The 17,872-nt window shown below is 65.6% G+C and carries 17 protein-coding genes; 10 read left to right on the top strand and 7 right to left on the bottom strand.

Translation table 11 applies throughout. The features are described 5' to 3' along the window. Positions 1-20: 20 nt before the first annotated feature. From HCR84_RS01655 to HCR84_RS01640, 4 genes are all read right to left on the bottom strand, one after another. The gene (locus HCR84_RS01655; protein ID WP_166982696.1) at positions 21-1,988 is read right to left on the bottom strand and encodes an ABC1 kinase family protein; all 1,968 of its coding nucleotides are present in this window, start codon (positions 1,986-1,988) and stop codon (positions 21-23) included. Positions 1,989-2,263: 275 nt separating this feature from the next. Continuing rightward, positions 2,264-3,091 carry an SDR family oxidoreductase gene (locus tag HCR84_RS01650; protein WP_166982698.1) on the bottom strand — a complete coding sequence of 276 codons (828 nt, stop codon included), beginning with the start codon at positions 3,089-3,091 and terminating at the stop codon, positions 2,264-2,266. Next, positions 3,088-3,909, bottom strand: coding sequence for an enoyl-CoA hydratase/isomerase family protein (locus HCR84_RS01645; protein ID WP_166982700.1), 822 nt, complete (start codon positions 3,907-3,909; stop codon positions 3,088-3,090). The genes HCR84_RS01650 and HCR84_RS01645 overlap by 4 nt, the downstream gene beginning before the upstream one ends. A 9-nt stretch (positions 3,910-3,918) precedes the next feature. Then, complete coding sequence (locus tag HCR84_RS01640; protein ID WP_166983253.1) at positions 3,919-4,677, bottom strand: SDR family NAD(P)-dependent oxidoreductase; 759 nt, start codon at positions 4,675-4,677, stop codon at positions 3,919-3,921. Between the two features lie 155 nt (positions 4,678-4,832). On the opposite strand from HCR84_RS01640, the gene HCR84_RS01635 reads away from it, so the two are divergent. The 5 genes from HCR84_RS01635 (at position 4,833) to HCR84_RS01615 (ending at position 8,566) form a co-directional block, all read left to right on the top strand. After that, entirely contained in the window at positions 4,833-5,456 is a 624-nt protein-coding gene (locus HCR84_RS01635; protein ID WP_166982702.1) for a TetR/AcrR family transcriptional regulator, read from the top strand. A 193-nt stretch (positions 5,457-5,649) separates the two neighbouring features. Next, a complete protein-coding gene (locus HCR84_RS01630; protein ID WP_166983254.1) occupies positions 5,650-6,444 on the top strand; it encodes an ABC transporter ATP-binding protein in 795 nt (264 codons plus the stop codon). Then, a complete protein-coding gene (locus tag HCR84_RS01625) occupies positions 6,441-7,175 on the top strand; it encodes an ABC transporter permease (protein WP_166982704.1) in 735 nt (244 codons plus the stop codon). Before HCR84_RS01630 ends, HCR84_RS01625 begins: the two co-directional genes overlap by 4 nt. Before the next feature lie 170 nt (positions 7,176-7,345). Continuing rightward, positions 7,346-7,639, top strand: coding sequence for a DUF6412 domain-containing protein (locus tag HCR84_RS01620; RefSeq protein WP_166982706.1), 294 nt, complete (start codon positions 7,346-7,348; stop codon positions 7,637-7,639). A 108-nt stretch (positions 7,640-7,747) separates the two neighbouring features. Then, positions 7,748-8,566 carry a YidC/Oxa1 family membrane protein insertase gene (locus HCR84_RS01615; protein ID WP_166982708.1) on the top strand — a complete coding sequence of 273 codons (819 nt, stop codon included), beginning with the start codon at positions 7,748-7,750 and terminating at the stop codon, positions 8,564-8,566. An 82-nt stretch (positions 8,567-8,648) separates the two neighbouring features. Here the strand turns inward: HCR84_RS01615 and HCR84_RS01610 are convergent, their stop codons facing one another. Beyond that, positions 8,649-9,428: an alpha/beta fold hydrolase gene (locus HCR84_RS01610; protein ID WP_166982710.1), complete on the bottom strand. Its 780-nt coding sequence runs from the start codon at positions 9,426-9,428 to the stop codon at positions 8,649-8,651. Between the two features lie 43 nt (positions 9,429-9,471). On the opposite strand from HCR84_RS01610, the gene HCR84_RS01605 reads away from it, so the two are divergent. After that, the gene (locus HCR84_RS01605) at positions 9,472-9,954 is read left to right on the top strand and encodes a TetR/AcrR family transcriptional regulator (RefSeq protein ID WP_195706677.1); all 483 of its coding nucleotides are present in this window, start codon (positions 9,472-9,474) and stop codon (positions 9,952-9,954) included. A 49-nt stretch (positions 9,955-10,003) separates the two neighbouring features. Here HCR84_RS01605 and HCR84_RS01600 read toward each other — a convergent pair whose 3' ends face one another. Continuing rightward, the gene (locus HCR84_RS01600) at positions 10,004-10,729 is read right to left on the bottom strand and encodes a GntR family transcriptional regulator (RefSeq protein ID WP_166982712.1); all 726 of its coding nucleotides are present in this window, start codon (positions 10,727-10,729) and stop codon (positions 10,004-10,006) included. Between the two features lie 59 nt (positions 10,730-10,788). Between HCR84_RS01600 and HCR84_RS01595 the strand changes: the two genes are divergently transcribed. Together HCR84_RS01595 and HCR84_RS01590 are read left to right on the top strand one after the other, a co-directional pair. After that, the gene (locus HCR84_RS01595; RefSeq protein WP_166982714.1) at positions 10,789-13,293 is read left to right on the top strand and encodes a GcvT family protein; all 2,505 of its coding nucleotides are present in this window, start codon (positions 10,789-10,791) and stop codon (positions 13,291-13,293) included. Between the two features lie 10 nt (positions 13,294-13,303). Next, a complete protein-coding gene (locus tag HCR84_RS01590; RefSeq protein ID WP_166982716.1) occupies positions 13,304-13,765 on the top strand; it encodes a cyclodeaminase/cyclohydrolase family protein in 462 nt (153 codons plus the stop codon). 33 nt (positions 13,766-13,798) lie between these two features. Here the strand turns inward: HCR84_RS01590 and HCR84_RS01585 are convergent, their stop codons facing one another. Beyond that, the gene (locus tag HCR84_RS01585) at positions 13,799-14,575 is read right to left on the bottom strand and encodes an IclR family transcriptional regulator (protein WP_166982718.1); all 777 of its coding nucleotides are present in this window, start codon (positions 14,573-14,575) and stop codon (positions 13,799-13,801) included. Between the two features lie 138 nt (positions 14,576-14,713). On the opposite strand from HCR84_RS01585, the gene HCR84_RS01580 reads away from it, so the two are divergent. Together HCR84_RS01580 and HCR84_RS01575 are read left to right on the top strand one after the other, a co-directional pair. Next, entirely contained in the window at positions 14,714-15,943 is a 1,230-nt protein-coding gene (locus HCR84_RS01580) for a glycine cleavage T C-terminal barrel domain-containing protein (RefSeq protein ID WP_166982720.1), read from the top strand. Between the two features lies 1 nt (position 15,944). Next, the gene (locus tag HCR84_RS01575) at positions 15,945-17,642 is read left to right on the top strand and encodes a formate--tetrahydrofolate ligase (RefSeq protein ID WP_166982722.1); all 1,698 of its coding nucleotides are present in this window, start codon (positions 15,945-15,947) and stop codon (positions 17,640-17,642) included. Positions 17,643-17,872 lie beyond the last annotated feature (230 nt).

Here is a 17,872-nt window from a genome sequence, read left to right as displayed (position 1 = left end):
TCTGAACGGCGTGTGCACACTTACTCACGGCGCCTGATGCGAAACGCATCGAACACGACGCGCAGAGTCAGCAACCCGGCAAGCACAACGAGCAGATAGCCGAAGATCTGAAACAGGGTGAGCGTCTCGGTGATGCGCGGTCCCGCTTCGGTGACGAGCAGAATGACCGCCATCAAGCCGAGCGCTCCCGCGAGGAAGGTGACGGCGGCGAGATTGACGAGGTTGGTGACGAGACGGCGTTCGCGCTTGTCGGCGAAGAGCCGGATGTTGACGGTGAGCCGCCCGTCGGCGAGGTCGCCACTCACCTTGTCCACACGCGCTGGCAGCCGTCGCAGCATCGGGAGGATCGACTCGAGTTCGCTCTTGATGTTTGTGAACGCTGCCTGCGGAGTGAAGCCCTCGTCGATGCGTTCGCGCGCATAGTCACTCGCCTCAGTGAGCAGATCGAACGATGGTGTGAGCACACGAAGCGTTCCCTCGAGGGTGGCGACAGCGCGAAATGCCGACGCCAACTCCAAGGGAACGGCGATGCGGCTCGCCGTCAGCAGTTGAACCATCTCGTTAAACACGCCCACGTCGAGCGTCGCGCCCGGGCCCAAGCGCGTCGCGACGAAGGCGCCGATCTTGCGGCGAAGCGCGGGCTCGTCGATGTCGTCTGGCATATCGACGAAGCCGAGAAGCGCGTCGGTGAATGCCTGCGAATCGCCGCGGTAGAACGCGAAGAGCACGGCGCCGATCTGCGAGCGCATGTACGAGTCGAGCCGCCCGACAAGCCCATAGTCGAGCAACACGATGTCGTCGCTCGGAGTGAGCACGATGTTGCCGGGGTGAAGATCGGAGTGGAACACGCCGTCGTCGATGATCTGCACGAGCGTCGACCGCAGCAGTCGGCTGGCGAGTCGCTGACGCCGAACGTCAGACCGGGCGTCGCGTGCCTGCGGAGTGCTGAGGGTGTCACCGTTGATCAGCTCCATCACGATCACTTTGCCCGTGCAGAGTTCGAGCATGTGCTCGGGCACGCCAACCCGTTCGCCGAGGGGATGCTTCTGCTGGGTGATGTGCATCGCCGACATGTTGCTCGCCTCGATGCGGTAGTCCAGCTCGCTCTGCAGGCTGGCCGAGAAGTCCTGCGCAACAGACAGCATCCCCATGTCGCGCGCCCAGACCGCCGTGCGCTCGAGCCTGGTGGCCAGCCTGATGGCAATGTCGATGTCGCGCTCGATGAGCGGCATGACGCCGGGCCGCTGCACCTTCACAGCCACGTCACGCCCGTCTCTCAGCCGAGCACGATGAACCTGACCAATGGATGCCGAGGCAAGCGGCTCCACCTCGAACGACTCGACGACCTGCTCCAGAGGTGCGCCCCACTCTGCCTCGAGAAGCTGCCGAATCTCGCCCCACTCTGCGGGCGGAACCGCCTGCTGCAGGGCGCTGAGCTCATCGAGAAACTCGGGCGGAAGCAGGTCGCCACGTGTGGAGAGCATCTGGCCGAACTTCACAAAGGCACCGCCCGCGCTCTCGAGGGCGACGCGCAGGGCGGCGGCCTGCCGCATCCGCTCGGTGTGTCCTGTCAGTGACGTTTCGAGGTTGGGCTTGAACGGCAGAAGTCCGCTGCGCAGAGCTATGCGCGAGATTTCGGTGTAGCGCCTGCTTCGTTGAGCGCCCCCGACGATGGCGGGCCACCATTGGTCGGGGCGCGGAACCGTGCCGGCGGGGACGATCAGCTCGGCGATCACCAGAAAGGCGATCGCGACGAAGAACACGATGCCGATCTGCAGCGGGATGAGCGCTGGCGTGTAATTCGCGTTGCCCCAGACGAACTGCGACTCGAACCCGATCTGCGCGCCGAGCCCAAGAACGCCGGCGATGACCAGCCTGATGATGCCGATGCGCACGTCGAGAATGCGGGTGGCGAATGCCGAGAGCACGAACATGAAAACGACGGTGATCGCGCCGAGAACGACGACATCTACAACAACAGTGCCCATGTGCTGCCTCCAGGCACCACGCTATCTCAGCGGTGCCGAGTGGATCAGATTATGCAGGGGTTTCGGTGTGGGTCGCGCCAGTCCTCCGCGTACCATTCGATGAAGCCATCGAGAACTCGCGAGCGCTGCGAGCGCGGCATCCGCAATTCTGCACCTGCATGACGCGCGCCGTTCGGCACACGTGCTCCCACGTCATGTGCCAGAAGTTGCGGCTATCCGACGAAACATAGCCGCACTAAGTGGCACACGCTGCGAGAAGAGGTGAGGAGAAGAACTCAGAGGAAGATGTCGGGGAACAGCTCTGATTCGTCGACGCCGGGAGAATACTGCGACAGGTCGGTGACGCCGGCTTCGGCCAGCACGTCTTCGACGATCAGTGACTGCGCCGTGTACTCGCGCGCCGGCTTCAGCAGCACCTCGTGTGCGGCATCCGCGTAGATCTCAGGAGTGCGGCTGCGGGCGAGCATCTTCTCGCCGCCGAGAATGTTGCCAACGGCTGCCGTCTTGATTGTGGTGCGCGGCCAAAGCGTGTTGGCGGCGACGCCGTCGCGCGCGAACTCGGCAGCCATGCCGAGCGTCGCCATGCTCATGCCGTACTTCGCCATGGTGTAGCCGGTGTGCCCTCCGAGCCACTTCGGGTCGAGGTTGATGGGCGGGCTGAGCGAGAGAATGTGCGGATTCGCGGCCTCCTTCAAGTGCGGCAGCGCAGCGCGCGAGAGCATGAACGTACCGCGCACGTTGACGTCTTGCATGAGGTCGTAGTGCTTGGGCTGCAGGTCGAGAGTGCGCGAGAGGTTGAGCACGCTCGCGTTGTTGACGACGATGTCGACGCCACCAAACTCGCCCACCGTCTCGGTGACCGCGCGCACGATGTCGTCGTCATCGCGCACATCACCGACAACCGCGATCGCTTGCCCTCCGGCATCCCGAATCTGCTCGGCGGCCGTATGCACCGTACCCTCGAGCTTCGGGTGCGGCGTGTCGGTCTTCGCGAGCAGCGCGATGTTCGCACCGTCGCGGGCAGCTCGCAGGGCGATGGCGAGGCCGATGCCGCGGCTTCCGCCCGACATCAGGATGGTCTTTCCGGCAAGGGTGTCTGTCATCGTGCCTCCTGGGCAGCAGAGTTCTCGTGAGATTCAGGGGAAGTGGATGCGGTCGCTCGACGCGACGAGCGGGCGGCGAACGCCGCGATGCACGCTGCTGCGTCCGGTGTGTCGAACGCGGCGCCGATGGTGCGAGCCTCGTCGTCGAGCGCCGTCGCATAGTCGGACTCTGCACGCACAAGCCGCTTCGCCTGCCCGAACGCTGCAGCCGCACCCGCTGCCCACGACTCGGCGACCTCGCGGGAGCGCTTTGCGAGCGCGGCATCCGGAATCACCTCGTTCACGAGGCCCCAGTCGAGCGCTTCATCTGCCGAGAGTCGGCGAGACGTGAGCGTCAGCTCGAGGGCACGGCGCGTGCCGATGGCCTCCGGCAGCAACGTGCTCACTCCGCAGTCGGGAGTGAGGCCGATGTCTGCGTACTTCGAGGCGAAGCTCGCTGCCTCACCGGCGACAATGTAGTCGGCTGTGAGCATGAATCCGAGACCGCCACCTGCGACAGCGCCCTGCACGGCGGCGACGATCGGCTTCGGCATTGCGGCGAACGTCTGATGCCCGGCGTGAATCGCATGGGCAAGTGTCTCGATCATGCTGCCGCCCTCGGCGAAGCCGGCCATCTCGGCGACGTCTCCACCCGCGCAGAACGCTGGGCCCGAGGCGTCGAACAGCACGGCGACGATGTCATCGCGCTCGGCGATCTCGGCTGCCAGGTCACGCCAGCGATACGCCGCTTCATCATTGATCGCGTTGAGGCGCGTCGGTCGGTTGAGGGTCACGTGGGCGATGCCACCCTCGACCTCGAACAGGATGCTGTCAGACATCGGTCTCCTTTACTTGGGGGCCATGCGAATGGCGCCGTCGAGGCGGATGGTCTCGCCGTTGAGGTAGCCGTTGTCGACGATGTGCTCGACGAGCCGGGCGTACTCAATGGGCCGGCCGAGCCGCGAGGGGAACGGCACCTGCTCGCCAAGCGAGTCCTGCGCGGGCTGCGGCAGACCGGCGAGCATCGGCGTCTCCATGATTCCGGGGGCGATGGTCATGACCCGGATGCCGTAACGGGCGAGCTCCCGGGCAATCGGCAGCGTCATCGAATGCACGCCGCCCTTCGATGCTGCGTACGCCGGCTGGCCGATCTGGCCGTCGAACGCGGCAACGGATGCTGTGCTCACGATCACGCCGCGCGAGCCGTCGTCGTCGGCATCCGTCTCGGCCATCGCGGCAGCCGCCAGCCGGATCACGTTAAACGTTCCGATCAGGTTGACGTTCACGACCTTCGCGAAGGCGTCGAGTTCGAGCGGCCCGTTCTTGCCGAGCACCTTGGCTGGCGGGGCGATGCCTGCGCAGTTGACGACGGTGCGCAGCGGGCCGTGAGCCATCGCGGCATCCACTGCCTTCTGAATCTGCTCGGGGTTCGTGACGTCGGCAGCGACGAATTCGCCGCCGATCGCTTCTGCCGCCTCAGCGCCCGTCGACGATTCGAGGTCGACGATCACCACGTGAATGCCCCGCGCGGACAGTCGCCGCGCCGTCGCATTACCCAGGCCGGATGCTCCTCCCGTTACGAGTGCCGAAGTACCGTCAAGCGTCATTGCCATGCTCCCAAGCGTCGCGGTCGGTTACGGTGCGAGCCTATGCCGCACGGCTGTGCGGTTCCACCTCTTGTGGCCGGGGCGACGGATGCCGCCGCTGCCGAGTCGCTCCCGTTGTCGACGCCCTACAAGTCGCCCCGCGTAGGCTGGGCATTGTGGCCGAGTCACCGTCGAAGCCCCGTCGAGGGCGCCCGCGCAAAACGCAGCGCGGCGACACCCGTGCGAAGATCGCGGATGCTGCCGCCACAGAGTTCGCCGAGAATGGCTACGAGGCGACGTCCATCCGCGCGATTGCCCGTCGTGCCGAGGTTGATTCCGCGCTTGTGCACCACTACTTCGACACGAAGGCTGCGCTCTTCGCCGATATTGTGAAGCTGCCTGTTCGCCCGGATCGCATCGTGCAGCAGGCACTTGACGCTCCGCTCGAACGCCTGGGCGAGTCTCTGGTGAGCACAGTGCTCTCAGCGTGGGAGGATCCGAAGGTGAAGCCAATTGGCATCACCGTGCTGCGCTCGGCGATCGGCGGTTCTGCGGCGGGAGGCCTGATCAGGCAGTTTCTGCTGCGCGAACTGATGAGCGCCATTGCGTCGAAACTCGAGGGCTCCGGAGTCCCCGCGCCCGAAGCCACTGTGCGTGCCGAACTGGTGCTCACACAGATCGCCGGGGTCCTCATCCTGCGACATGTCGTTGGCGCCGATCCTCTCGCGTCGCTGCCCGTCGACGACGTTATCGCGCGCGTGGCCCCCGCCGTGCAGCTGCACATTGACGGCATCGCGTAAACCGCCCCGGCCCAGACCACCACACGTGGGCTCCAGAGCGTCCGGAGGACGCCGCAACCGGTCATCCATTCGGAGTTACCCCGCCCGTAACGGCGTGTCCCGGCCCGACACGCGAAACAGATTCACCATCTCCGAATGTTTGAACGGTGTCTGCTTGACCTGAGCCGCCATCAGGCGTTTAATTCATCATGTGATGAATAATGCGTTCGAGATACGCGGACTGACCGTCCGCCGCGGCCGCACCACCGTCATCGACGGGCTCGACCTCACGGTGCCGAGCGGCGCGATCGTCGGGCTGCTCGGTCCGAGCGGCAGCGGCAAGACGACGCTCATGCGCGTGATCGTCGGCGTGCAGATCGTTGGCAGCGGCACCGTCACCGTGCTCGGCGAAGCCGCGGGCACCGCGCCTCTGAGGCATCGCGTCGGCTACATGACGCAGCAGCCAAGCATTTACGATGACCTCACCGTTCGTCAGAACCTGAGGTATTTCGCGCGGGTACAGGGCGCACCAGCATCCGATATCGATCGCGTCATCGACCGCACAGACCTCGGTGACCAGAGAGACCAACTCGCCCGCACCCTCTCCGGCGGCCAGGCCAATCGGGTCTCGCTCGCCGTCGCGATGCTCGGTTCGCCCGACCTGCTCGTGCTCGACGAGCCGACAGTCGGCCTCGACCCCGTGTTGCGCGCCGACCTCTGGGAAATCTTCCGCCGCATCGCCGACGACGGCGCGACGCTGCTCGTGTCGAGCCACGTCATGGACGAGGCGACCCGCTGCGACCGTCTGCTGCTCATGCGGGAAGGCGCCATCATCGGCGACACGACGCCACACGAGCTGCTCGAGAGCACAGGGGCTGACACGGCAGAAGACGCGTTTCTGCGCATCATCGAGGCGAGCCAGATGGGGGCGGATGCTGCGGCGCAGCGTGCCCCGGCATCCGATCAGTCGCCTCGCCAGCACGGCCGCCACGCGGGAGGTGCACAATGAACCCGATGCGCACCCTTGCCACAACCGGCCGCGTGCTGACGCAGATTCGCCACGACCCGCGCACGATCGGGTTGCTGCTGATCGTACCGAGCCTGCTCATCGGCCTTGTCGCGTGGATCTTCGACGAGACTCCCGTCTTCGCCGACATCGGGCCGGCCATACTGGCGCTGTTCCCGTTCATCGTGATGTTCCTCGTCACGAGCATCGGCACACTCCGCGAACGGCGAAGCGGAACTCTCGAGCGTCTGCTGTCGATGCCGCTTGGCCGCGGCGACTTCATCCTCGGGTACACGCTCGCGTTCGGCCTTCTCGCGGTGCTGCAGACCGCCGTCGCCGTCGCGTATGCCACGTGGGTGTGCGGGCTCGAGATCGATGGGTCGATCGGGATGCTGTTCGCCGTGGCCATCGCCGACGCACTGCTCGGCACGGCGCTGGGTCTGCTCGCGAGCGCCTTCGCCCGCACGGAATTTCAGGTCGTGCAGTTCATGCCGGTATTCGTCTTTCCGCAGATCCTGCTCGGCGGCATCTTCCTCCCCCGCAACCAGCTGCCCGACGTTCTCGAGGTGATCGGCGACTGGTTGCCGCTTTCGCACGCGATCGACGCGCTCACGGCGGTGTCAACGGGCAACGAAGACGCGCAGTTCGTCTGGTTGCGCGTGCTATTCATCGGATGCTGGATCGTCGCGTCGATCGTCATCGGCTCGCTGACGCTGCGGCGCCGCACCCCATAGCGTGCACGTTTTCGGAGATCCCACAGCGACCCTGCTGCAATCGGGGCAAAACCCCTGGTCACGGCTACCGTGACGCACGCGGCCCCAGCAATTCTCCGAATGAAGCGCACGCGAAGCGAACGCCCACACGCGAGTGGTACTCTGACCGAGTTCATCAGTGAGAGGTCACAGTGCTGCAGTACATCGAATTCATCGCGAGGTTCTTCGCCACGGCATTCGAGCTGTCTGCAACGGACCACACGCTGTGGGAGCTCGCACTCATCGCCGCCATCGGTCTTGCGGGCACGGCCGTCGTCGTCACCGCACGCACGAGCTTCGCCGTCGCGGTCACCGCGGGAACGCCGGTCGCAGGCCGCATCCTTCCCCCACGCGATACGTCTCGCATGCTCTCGCAGAGCGCTCCGGATGCCGCGGGAAAACCGCGACCGCGAGCACCGGGTCTGGTCACCGCGACCGTCGCCTGACACGCGTCGCTGCTCCGCCACCCCGCGCATTCTCGCGCTCGCCCTGGCTGCTCGACAGCATCCGCGGACGGTCACACGACACCCACCAGACTCGTCGAAAGTGACCCCATGAATATCTACGAATTCGCGCCCATCGCGTGGCTCATCAACATTGCCCACACCGTTCTCACGTTCTTGAGCGACATGCTCGCACCCATTGCCGGCGGCGCCAGCGCTGCCCTCGCCGTCATGCTGCTCACCGTGATCGTGCGCGCCTGCCTCATTCCGGTCGGCCGTTCGCAGGTCAAGGCGCAGATCGACAGGCAGCGCATCGCCCCGCAGCTGCAGGAGCTGCAGAAGAAGTACAAGAAGAAGCCAGAGGTGCTGCAGCGCAAGACCATGGAGCTGTACCAGAAAGAGAAGGTCTCGCCCATGGCGGGCTGCCTGCCGATGCTCGCGCAGATGCCCGTGCTGATGGCGGTGTACGGGTTGTTTCTCGTGCCGACGATCGGCGGGGAGCCCAACAATCTGCTGACGAATTCCTTCTTCGGCACCGAGCTCGGCGACAGCCTCGTGCTGCAGATTCAGTCGGGCTCCGTGACCGTGACCTCGGGAATTATGTACGCCATCATCGTCGTGATCATCGCGGTCGTCGCCCAGGCGTCGCGCAAGATTCTCATGCCGCCGACGCCGGCTCCGACTCCGCGCCCCGAGCCCGCACCCGGAATGCCGCAGATGCCCGACATGACCAACATCACGAAGGTGCTGAGCTTCATGCCGTTCATGACGGCGATCATCGCCACATTCGTTCCGCTCGCGGCGGCCCTTTACCTGCTCGTCACTGTGTCGTGGACGCTCGGCGAGCGCGTCGTGCTGCGCAAGCTCATGGGTGCAGACAAGCCGGCAGACGGAACGGATGCCGCGGGGGCGACGCCGAAGACCGCGTAGCCGCCCGCCGAGGTGCACGCCTGCGGACATTGTGCAGCCGCACACGCAGGCACAATGTCCGCAGATCTGCACCTGGCATCTCTCAAGCGCGGCGATGGCGCTCAACGCCGATGACCCACCGACGGAGCATCGCGGTGAAGGCGTCGGGCTGACACAGATTCGACGGGTCGAACGAGTCCGCGATGACGTGAAACTCAGAGCCGGCGATGGCGTCGTGAACGCGGTGCATCATGGCGATCGCCTGCGGCGCGTGGTCGCCCACCATGCACAGGGCCGGACACGACGCCTCTCGCAGCTCATCTTCGTAGCGGATTGCGTTAATGGCCCGGCGCTGCGCGATGAGGTCGTCTCGACGCGCCGTGCTGACGGCATCCGCCATCGCCTTTCCGGCGGCAGGCCATCGCCGATAGCTGCGGCGAACAAGGGCGGCAAGCCAGCCGCGGGGCATCCTGTACAGAAACGGCTGCGTCTTGGCGCCCCACATCAGCAGCCGCTCCGGCATCGTGCGGGGTCGCGTGTCGCACAGACTGTCGCAGATAGCCACGGAGCGAACGCGATCCGGATGCCGCAGAAGAAGCTCCTGGGCTACAGCGCCGCCATACGAGACACCGACGATATGTGCGCTCTCAATGCTGCGCTCATCAAGCGCTTCGACAACCTCTGCGGCCTGCCGCGTAATGATGTCAACGATCGCGATACCCTCGAGCGTTCCCGACCTTCCGGTGCCGCGAAGGTCGACAGCGAGGCAGCGAAACGCGTCGAGCTCGGCGTATTGCGGCTGGTACATCGTGTGGTCGCAGCCGAGGCCGGGAATCAGAACGAGGGGTGCTCCCCCACCGTCACCGCTTTCGCGAACGAACATCGCGCCTCCTCACTACAACTGTAGTTTATACTACGATTGTAGTGTGTATTCTCGGCGCCAGAAAGTCCTCGAGGCAGCGACCCGATTGCTCGCTGCCTCAGGCATGCGCGGGCTGACACATCGCTCCGTCGACCGTGAGGCCGCACTGCCCCAGGGGTCGACGAGCAATCTCTACCGGACGCGCACCTCCCTCGTCGAAGCACTCGCCGCCCACATCGCCGATCACCGCTTGACACACGGCGCCGACACCGCACCCGATACCTCCGCTGCCTGGTTCGAGCTTCTCCTCGAGGCTCAGCGAAACACCGAGGTCGCCGAAGCGCTGCGCCCGCTGCGCACCGCCATGATCACTCGGCTCGGAAGCGCGCGCTCGGACTCACTCCCGCTGACTGACGGGCAGCTGGCCGCCGTGCTCACGGGTCTCGAGTTCGCCGAATCGGTGACCGGTCAGCACGTGGCAGAGCAGGTCGTCGAACTGCTCCGCACGACGTGCGCCACCTCGTCGCTGCCGACACAGGGCGATTGAGCACGACGCCGCTCGCTGACCGATGGGCGTGAGCGCGACGCGACAGCGGTCAGGTCGCCAGCACCTGCCGGATCTCGTCCCAGAAGCCCGTCACGTGGGCGCGCGCAGTCTGCTCCGCCGCGTCCGCGTTTCCCTCCAGAACGGTAATGAGAAGCTCCCGATGCTCGTCGACGGCGTCGTCGAGCCGCTGCACCTGCTCCAGTCCCAGGAACCAGAGCCGAAGGCTCAGGGTGAGATACTCGGCCAGCGTCGATTGAAGGTAGCGGTTGTGGGTGGCACGATACACCTGCTGATGTACGCGCTGGTCAAGCCGGATCAGGTCACGCTGACTCGTGGCGCCCGTCTCGAGGCTCGAGAGCAGCGAGACCATGGCGTCACGGTCGGAGGCATCGGCTCGGTCTACGGCCAGCCGCGCCGCCAACGCTTCGAGCGGGACGCGCACTTCTGAAACGCGAGCCAGGTCGCGCACCTGCACCGGAGCGACGACGGTTCCGCGCCTCGCGAAGATCTCAACAAGCCCTTCGCCGGCGAGGCGCCTGACGGCCTCTCGCACAGGGGTGCGTCCGAGCGCCAGCTGTACCATCAATTCCCGTTCGTCCAGCGCTGCGCCCGGCTCCAGCTGCAGCGTGACGATCAAGTCGCGGACGCGGTAGTAGGCGATGTCAGAGAGCGATGGTGTACGCGTGTCAGGCGGCGGCAGCACTGTCAGGTCGGCAAGGGGTGCGTCCGCCATCCGTTGCCCGGCGGTCTCACCCCTCGATCGCGTACGCACCATGGCCAATTCCTCCACACTGATATATCTTGAGAGTATCAGGCGCAGGTCAGGAGGACGCCATGGCACAGCTGCCAGATCGAGCGGACGTCGTCGTCATCGGAGCAGGCGTGGTTGGCAGCTTCGTCGTCCACCACCTCGCCGATCTGGGCTGGCGCAATATCGTCCAGGTCGATAAGGGGCCGTTGCCTGATCCGGGTGGGTCCACGGGACACGCCTCGAACTTCGTGTTCCCTGTGGATCATTCAAAGGAGATCACGGATCTCACGGTGGACTCCATGCGTCAGTACTCCGAGCTCGGTGTGCTCACGCGCTGCGGGGGCATCGAGGTCGCTCGCACCGAGGAACGAGCCCAGGAACTGCGCCGCCGGATGACGTCGGCCCGCTCCTGGGGCATCGAAGCCGAGCTGCTCACTCCAGAACAAATCGGTGATCTGGTGCCCCACTGCAATACCGACCTGCTGATCTCCGGATTCCACACTCCCACGGGAGCGATCGTGGACCCGGTGCGGGCCGGGGCACTGGTGCGCCACGATGCCGAGCAGCGTGGAGCGCTCACCGTCTGCTCTGAAACCGAAGTGCTCGATATCGACGTTTCCGACGGGCACGTGAACGGCGTTGTCACGGATCACGGGCGCATTGAAGCCGAGATCGTTGTCGTGGCATGCGGGGTGTGGAGCCCGAAGGTTGCCGCGCTCGCCGGTGCGCGCATTCCGCTCAGCCCAGCTGTGCACCAGATGATCGACGTCGGCCCGATCCCAGAGCTGGCGCAGAGCGGGGATTGGATCGGCTTTCCCCTTGTCAGGGACATGGACTGCATGATGTACGAACGTCAGCGCGGGTCGAGCTTGGAGATCGGCTCCTACGCTCACCGCCCGATACTCCACAGCCCGGCGGAGATCCCTCCGATCGGGGCGCCCGGTCAGGAAAGCCCCACCAGCTTCCCGTTCACATCGGACGACTTCGCTCTGCAGCTGCAACAGGCGCAGGAGCTCTTCCCCGGGCTGCTGGGCGGGCCAACGCCGAAGCCGCGCAAGGCGCTGAACGGCCTGCTCTCCCTTACCCCCGATGGCGGGCCGCTCCTCGGAGAGACTCCCGAGGTTGCCGGGCTGTGGTCGGCGGCAGCCGTCTGGATCAAGGAGGCGCCGAGCGTGGGTCGCATGATTGCGCAATGGCTCACAGACGGCACGACCGAGATCGACCTGCACAGTGCAGACATCTCCCGGTTCTCCCCGTACGCCCGCACAGAGACCCACGTGAAAGCACGCACCGCGGAGGGATTCCCGAAGATTTACGGCATTACCCACCCGCGGGAGCAATGGCTGAGCAACCGGCCCGCGCGCACGAGCCCGTTTTATCCCCGCACCACCCGTCTCGACGCCGTCTACTTCGAGGCCGCGGGATGGGAGCGCCCACAGTGGTACGAGTCGAACGCCAGCCTGGTCGACGAATATTCGGAACGAATCCCGCCGCGCAGCGCAGAGTGGGACGCACGGTGGTGGTCACCGATCATCGAGGCGGAGCACCTGGCCATGCGAGACCGCGTGGCCATGATCGACGTGAGCGCCTTCGCCGTCTTCGACGTGACCGGGCCCAGTGCGCTCGACTACCTTCAAGGGATGGCGATGGCGCAGCTGGATCGCCCCGTCGGCCGCACCATTTACACCCCTCTGCTCGACCCGAACGGCGGCTTTCGCGCGGACCTGACGATCGTGCGCCGCGGCGAGGATGACTTCCGGGTGATCACAGGCGGATCGGACGGCGGCCGCGACTGGGCATGGCTCCGGGCACATCTGCCGTCCGACGGCTCAGTGCACCTCGCCGATATGACCTCGGCGCTCTGCACAGTAGGGGTCTGGGGGCCGCGGGCGCGCGACCTGATCGCGGCACTCGCAGACGACGATGTCAGCGATGCTGCCTTCCCATTCGGCACAGCACGAGAGATGAACCTGGGGGGCCTGCCGGTCGAGATGCTCCGCATCTCGTATGTCGGCGACCTGGGCTGGGAGATCCATGCCCCGGCCGAGCACGGATTGCCGCTGTGGGATCTGCTCTGGGAAGCGGGTGAGCCGTTGGGGGTGATTGCAGCCGGAATCGGCGTTTACGGAACCACAGGACGGCTCGAGAAAGCGCATCGCCTCATGGGCGCAGAGTTGACCGGTGAATACGACCCGGTGGAAGCCGGCCTGGCGCTGCCGCGCGTGAAGAGCCCTGATTTCATTGGCAAGGCGGCCTACCTCGCGGCTCGTGAGGGTGAGCCGGCGGCGACGCTGTGCACGCTGGCGGTCGCGGACGGCGCTGACCGTTTCATGGCCGGGAACGAGCCCATCCTCACCCGAAGCGGAGAACCGATCGTCGATGCCAGAGGCCGCCGTTCGTTCGTCACCTCTGCCGGCCCGGCTCCCTCGCTTGGCAGGTATCTTCTGCTCGCATACCTGCCGCCCGAGCGAGCAATCGAGGGCGAGGAGCTTCTGGTGGAATACCTCCGTGACAGGTATCCGGTGACGGTGCTGGCCGTGGGGCGCACAGCACCGTTCGATCCCGAGATGACCCGGGTGAAGGCCTAGCGTGAGAGACATGGACGATTCAATTCGGATGCTGCTGACGCAGATGGCCTCCGGAGACCCTGGTCCCTCCGGCGGGTCCGCCGCGGCCCTCGCCGCCGCGCTGGGTGCGGCACTGGCCGCGAAGTGCGCCCGGCTCTCCGGTCGGCAGCTCGATGACGCCGGAGAACACGCGGACACGGCGGACGCCCTGAGGGAGCGGGCGCTGGCGCTGGCCGACGAAGACGCCCGCGGGGTTCGCGCGATGCTCAGCTCGGCCGCGGATGCCCCCGCGGACCCGAGCGCGACGCCGCGGAAGATCGCCGCGGTGGCCAGCGCCCTCGGGAGCCTGGCCGGCACGCTCGCTGCACACGGCAACCCGCGACTTCACGCCGACGCTGCTGCGGCCGAGAGCCTGGCTTCCGCCGCCGGAGCGATGATCGACGGCATCCTTCGGAGCAATGCTGGCGAGACCGGTTCACGCGAGAACGCATGAAAAGCCCCGGCCAGCACCACGGCGGAGCTGTGCTCACAGTTCGTCGGCAGGTCCTCGGTACCCCATCCGACGAGAGATGGACTCCGCCGCGCGCACCACGGCGACGGCGACGTCGGGCAGGCGGTCTGGGCTGAGCCGATACGTCGGACCGGCAACGCTGATCGCGGCGATCACAGAACCGTCGTGGCTTCTGATCGGAGCAGCGACGGCATTCAGCCCGGTTTCCAACTCCTCGATGGCGCACGCCCACCCGTTCTCCCGCACCGTCACCAATTCCCCGAGCAAATCGGTCACCGAGGTGAGGGTGCGTTCCGTGAAGCGATCCAGCGGAAACGCGAGTCGGGTCTCACGCTCGTCATCGTCGAGGTACGCGAGCAGGACCTTCCCGCTGGATGTCGCGTGCAGCACGGTGCGCTGGCCCACCCAGTTTTGTGTAGCCACTGCGCTCGTCCCCTGCGCCTGGCAGACATTGATGGCTTCGTCCCCTGTGAGCACGGCGACGTTCACGGTCTCGCCAAGTTCGTCAGAGAGGGTGTCGCATACCGGCTGCGCCTGCGTGGTGACATCGAGGCGGAACGCCGTCGCCCCGGCAAGACGGAGCAAGCCGACGCCGAGCCGGACGCGCCGGGTGTCGGCCAGCCTCTCGACGAGCTCGTGTCCCGACAACGCGGTGATCAGCCGGGACGCCGTGGAATTATGCACACCGAGCTCGCGCGCGACCTCGGCAACTCCAGCCTCACCATCGCGCGCCAGCATCTCCAAGATCTGAATCGCACGGTCAACCGACTGCACCGAGCCCGTATCTCGCATCCCTCGGGCCTCGCTCTCTCTGCCAGCCGTGACGATCTGTCTGTTGCGCTATACGCAAGTATTGCGTAATGCGATGACCAGGGGCGACACTGGAGTACGCAGGCCACTTGGTGGCCGTGGCTTAATTCGGAGGCAAAGATGTCTGTGAACACCAACCCACAAATGCTCCTTTACCCGCGCATTCGGAAATCTCCGTTCTTTTACGCCTCACGGCGTCACGGGGTCGCGATGTACAGCGTTTACAATCGCACCTACCATCCGCGTCATTACGGCGACCCGGTCGCTGAATACTGGGCGCTCCTGAACGGCGTCACCCTGTGGGACGTCGGTGTCGAGCGGCAGGTGGAAATCACCGGCCCGGATGCTTTTGAGTTCACGAATCTGCTGATCACAAGGGACCTCTCAACCTGCAAGGTTGGCCAGTGCAAGTATGTATTCCTCACCGACGAATCCGGCGGCATCCTGAATGACCCGGTTCTTCTGCGATTGGGCGAGAATCACTTCTGGCTCTCTCTGGCCGACAGCGACATCGTGCTCTGGGCCCGCGGCGTGGCCTATCGTTCCGGATACGACGTGCAGATCCGCGAAGCGGACGTCGCGCCGGTTCAGGTGCAGGGGCCGCGTTCAGCCGACGTGATGCGAGAGCTCTTCGGCGACGCCGTGCTCGACATCGGGTACTACTACCTGCACGAGTTCTCCCTCGATGGCATCGACGTGATCGTCTCCCGCACCGGCTACACGGCCGAGGTCGGGTATGAGATATATGTTCGCGACGCGAGCCTCAACGCAGAACGGGCATGGGACCTGATCTGGCAGGCGGGACAGCCGCATGGACTCCAGGTCATCGGGCCGTGTCACATCCGCCGGATCGAAGGCGGCATCCTCGCCCATGGCGCCGACATCACCTTCGATACGAATCCATTCGAGGTCGGCATGGGGTACGACTGGATGGTCAGCTTGGACAAGGAAGGCGATTTCATCGGCAAGGAGGCACTGACTCGGATCCGCGCTGAGGGCCCCACGCGCAAGCTGGCTGGCGTCGAGATCGGCGGCGCGCCGCTCGGCAGCTTCAACGATGGTTCGATGATCGACGTATTCAGCGTCCGCCACGACGGCCAGCAAGTCGGGGAGGTCACCTCCGCCTGCTACTCGCCGCGGCTCGAGAAGAACATCGGTTATGCAATGCTCCCGATTGAACTTACCGAACTCGGTACACACGTCCAGGTCGACACGGGGAACGAGGTGGCGGATGCCGTCGTCGTGCCCAAGCCATTCATCGATCCGACAAAGGAGCGTCCGAAGCAGAACGTCTATACACTCGCCGAGGCAGGCGCGCCGACCGAGGCATCCGCGCACGGATTAGTCTGACATGACACCGGGAAACCTGCAGATCGCACGCGAGGCAGAACTGAAGCCGATTGAAGACATCGCCGCCGGAATGGGTCTTGGCCCTCATCTGATCGAACATTACGGTCGCGGTGTCGCAAAGATCGACCTCGCAGCGATCGAGGAGCTGTCGCGCCGCCCCGCGGCGAAGTACGTCGTCGTCAGTGCGGTTACGCCGACACCATTGGGCGAGGGAAAGACGACAACCACGGTCGGACTCGGGCAGGGGCTTACCCGCATCGGCCGCCCTGCCACGATCTCGGTCCGCCAGGCCTCGATGGGACCCACGTTGGGAATCAAGGGCGGTGCAGCAGGTGGGGGTTACAGTCAGGTGGTCCCGATGGAACGGCTGAATGTTCACCTCACCGGGGATCTGCATGCGGTAACAGCCGCGCACAATCAGCTCGCCGCGATGATCGACAACGAGCTGTTCCGTGAGAACCCGCTCGACATCGACCCGGATGCGGTGACCTGGCGGCGCGTTGTGGACATCAACGATCGCGCCCTGCGCGACATCGTCACCGGACTCGGACCGCGCACGAACGGCCAGCCCCGGCAGACAGGTTTCGACATCACCGCGGCGTCTGAGCTGATGGCGACGCTGGCCATGGCCACCTCGTTGCGCGACTTGCGCGAGCGTCTCGGCAGGATCGTGATCGGCTATACGCGGGGCTCCGGCGAACCGGTGACCGCTGAGCACATTCACGGCGCCGGAGCGATGACCGTGCTTCTGCGTGACGCCCTGAAACCAAACCTTCTGCAGACGATCGAGAACACCCCCGCACTCGTCCACACGGGTCCGTTCGGCAACATCGCAACCGGCAATTCCTCCGTTGTCGCCGATCTGATCGGAATCCATTCCGGCGACTACCTCGTCACCGAGGCCGGGTTCGGTGCGGACATGGGCGCCGAACGCTTCTTCAACATCAAGTGCCGGGTCTCCGGACTCACCCCTGACGTCGCGGTCGTTGTTGCCACAGTCCGAGCGCTGAAGCTCCACTCCGGTCGGCACACCGTTGTCGCCGGGAGGCCGCTGCCCCGCGAGATGCTGGCCGAGAACCCGGAGGATGTTCTCGCCGGCGCCGACAACCTGCGCAAGCAGATCTCCAATATTCGCCGGCACGGAGTCACTCCGGTTGTCGCGATCAATGCCTTCAGCGACGACTACCCGTCTGAGCATGAGGCGATCAAGCAGGTGGCGGCCGAAGCCGGTGTGCGATGCGCCGTGTCTACGCACTTCTTCACCGGCGGCGCCGGTGCCGTCGAGCTCGCCGAAGCGGTCGCCGAAGCGGCAGAGGAGCCGAACGAGTTCCGGTATCTCTACCCGATCGACGCGGGTCTGCGAGAGAAGATCGAGACCATCGCCACGCAGATCTACGGCGCCGACGGCGTTGAGTACTCACCCGCAGCGTCTCGATCCCTGGATCAGTACGAGCGCAATGGGTGGGGCAACCTGCCGATCTGCATGGCGAAGACTCACCTGTCGCTGTCCGCCGACCCGACTCTGCGTGGCGCGCCCGGCGGATGGACGCTGCCGGTCCGGGAGGTACGCGCCTCGGTCGGCGCCGGCTTCATCTATCCCATCTGCGGGCAGATGCAGACGATGCCCGGACTCGGGTCGGACCCGGCAGCCGCGCACATCGACATCAACGACGACGGCGAGACCGTCGGCCTGTTCTAATCCGGGGCGATGGGCGTCGCCGTCGTCCCCCGAGAGATCGGCCTCTGGGCGCAGCGGCAGCGTCTCGATGCCCGGCGTCTGCACGAGTTTCGCGAAACCCGCCGAGCTCGCGAGGCCACCCCAGCTGCCCTCCGCTCAAACTGGTTGCCCCTGTCGACAGTCTGCCCGACACGGGGCAGGCGCACCGACGTGCATACCTGCGGACATTGTGCTGCCGCACACGGATGCAC

The sequence above is a fragment of the Paramicrobacterium fandaimingii genome (genome assembly GCF_011751745.2).
Lineage (GTDB): Bacteria > Actinomycetota > Actinomycetes > Actinomycetales > Microbacteriaceae > Paramicrobacterium > Paramicrobacterium fandaimingii.
Note: the sequence above shows the minus strand (reverse complement) of the source record. Positions and strands in the feature narration are given on the sequence as shown.

Coding starts and splice junctions, on each gene's coding strand:
- HCR84_RS01650 (WP_166982698.1), bottom strand. CDS start 3,091: ATGACAGACACCCTTGCCGGAAAGACCATCCTGATGTCGGGCGGAAGC.
- HCR84_RS01595 (WP_166982714.1), top strand. CDS start 10,789: ATGGCACAGCTGCCAGATCGAGCGGACGTCGTCGTCATCGGAGCAGGC.
- HCR84_RS01630 (WP_166983254.1), top strand. CDS start 5,650: ATGAATAATGCGTTCGAGATACGCGGACTGACCGTCCGCCGCGGCCGC.
- HCR84_RS01600 (WP_166982712.1), bottom strand. CDS start 10,729: ATGGTGCGTACGCGATCGAGGGGTGAGACCGCCGGGCAACGGATGGCG.
- HCR84_RS01625 (WP_166982704.1), top strand. CDS start 6,441: ATGAACCCGATGCGCACCCTTGCCACAACCGGCCGCGTGCTGACGCAG.
- HCR84_RS01590 (WP_166982716.1), top strand. CDS start 13,304: ATGGACGATTCAATTCGGATGCTGCTGACGCAGATGGCCTCCGGAGAC.
- HCR84_RS01580 (WP_166982720.1), top strand. CDS start 14,714: ATGTCTGTGAACACCAACCCACAAATGCTCCTTTACCCGCGCATTCGG.
- HCR84_RS01575 (WP_166982722.1), top strand. CDS start 15,945: ATGACACCGGGAAACCTGCAGATCGCACGCGAGGCAGAACTGAAGCCG.
- HCR84_RS01640 (WP_166983253.1), bottom strand. CDS start 4,677: ATGACGCTTGACGGTACTTCGGCACTCGTAACGGGAGGAGCATCCGGC.
- HCR84_RS01610 (WP_166982710.1), bottom strand. CDS start 9,428: ATGTTCGTTCGCGAAAGCGGTGACGGTGGGGGAGCACCCCTCGTTCTG.
- HCR84_RS01645 (WP_166982700.1), bottom strand. CDS start 3,909: ATGTCTGACAGCATCCTGTTCGAGGTCGAGGGTGGCATCGCCCACGTG.
- HCR84_RS01615 (WP_166982708.1), top strand. CDS start 7,748: ATGAATATCTACGAATTCGCGCCCATCGCGTGGCTCATCAACATTGCC.
- HCR84_RS01655 (WP_166982696.1), bottom strand. CDS start 1,988: ATGGGCACTGTTGTTGTAGATGTCGTCGTTCTCGGCGCGATCACCGTC.
- HCR84_RS01585 (WP_166982718.1), bottom strand. CDS start 14,575: ATGCGAGATACGGGCTCGGTGCAGTCGGTTGACCGTGCGATTCAGATC.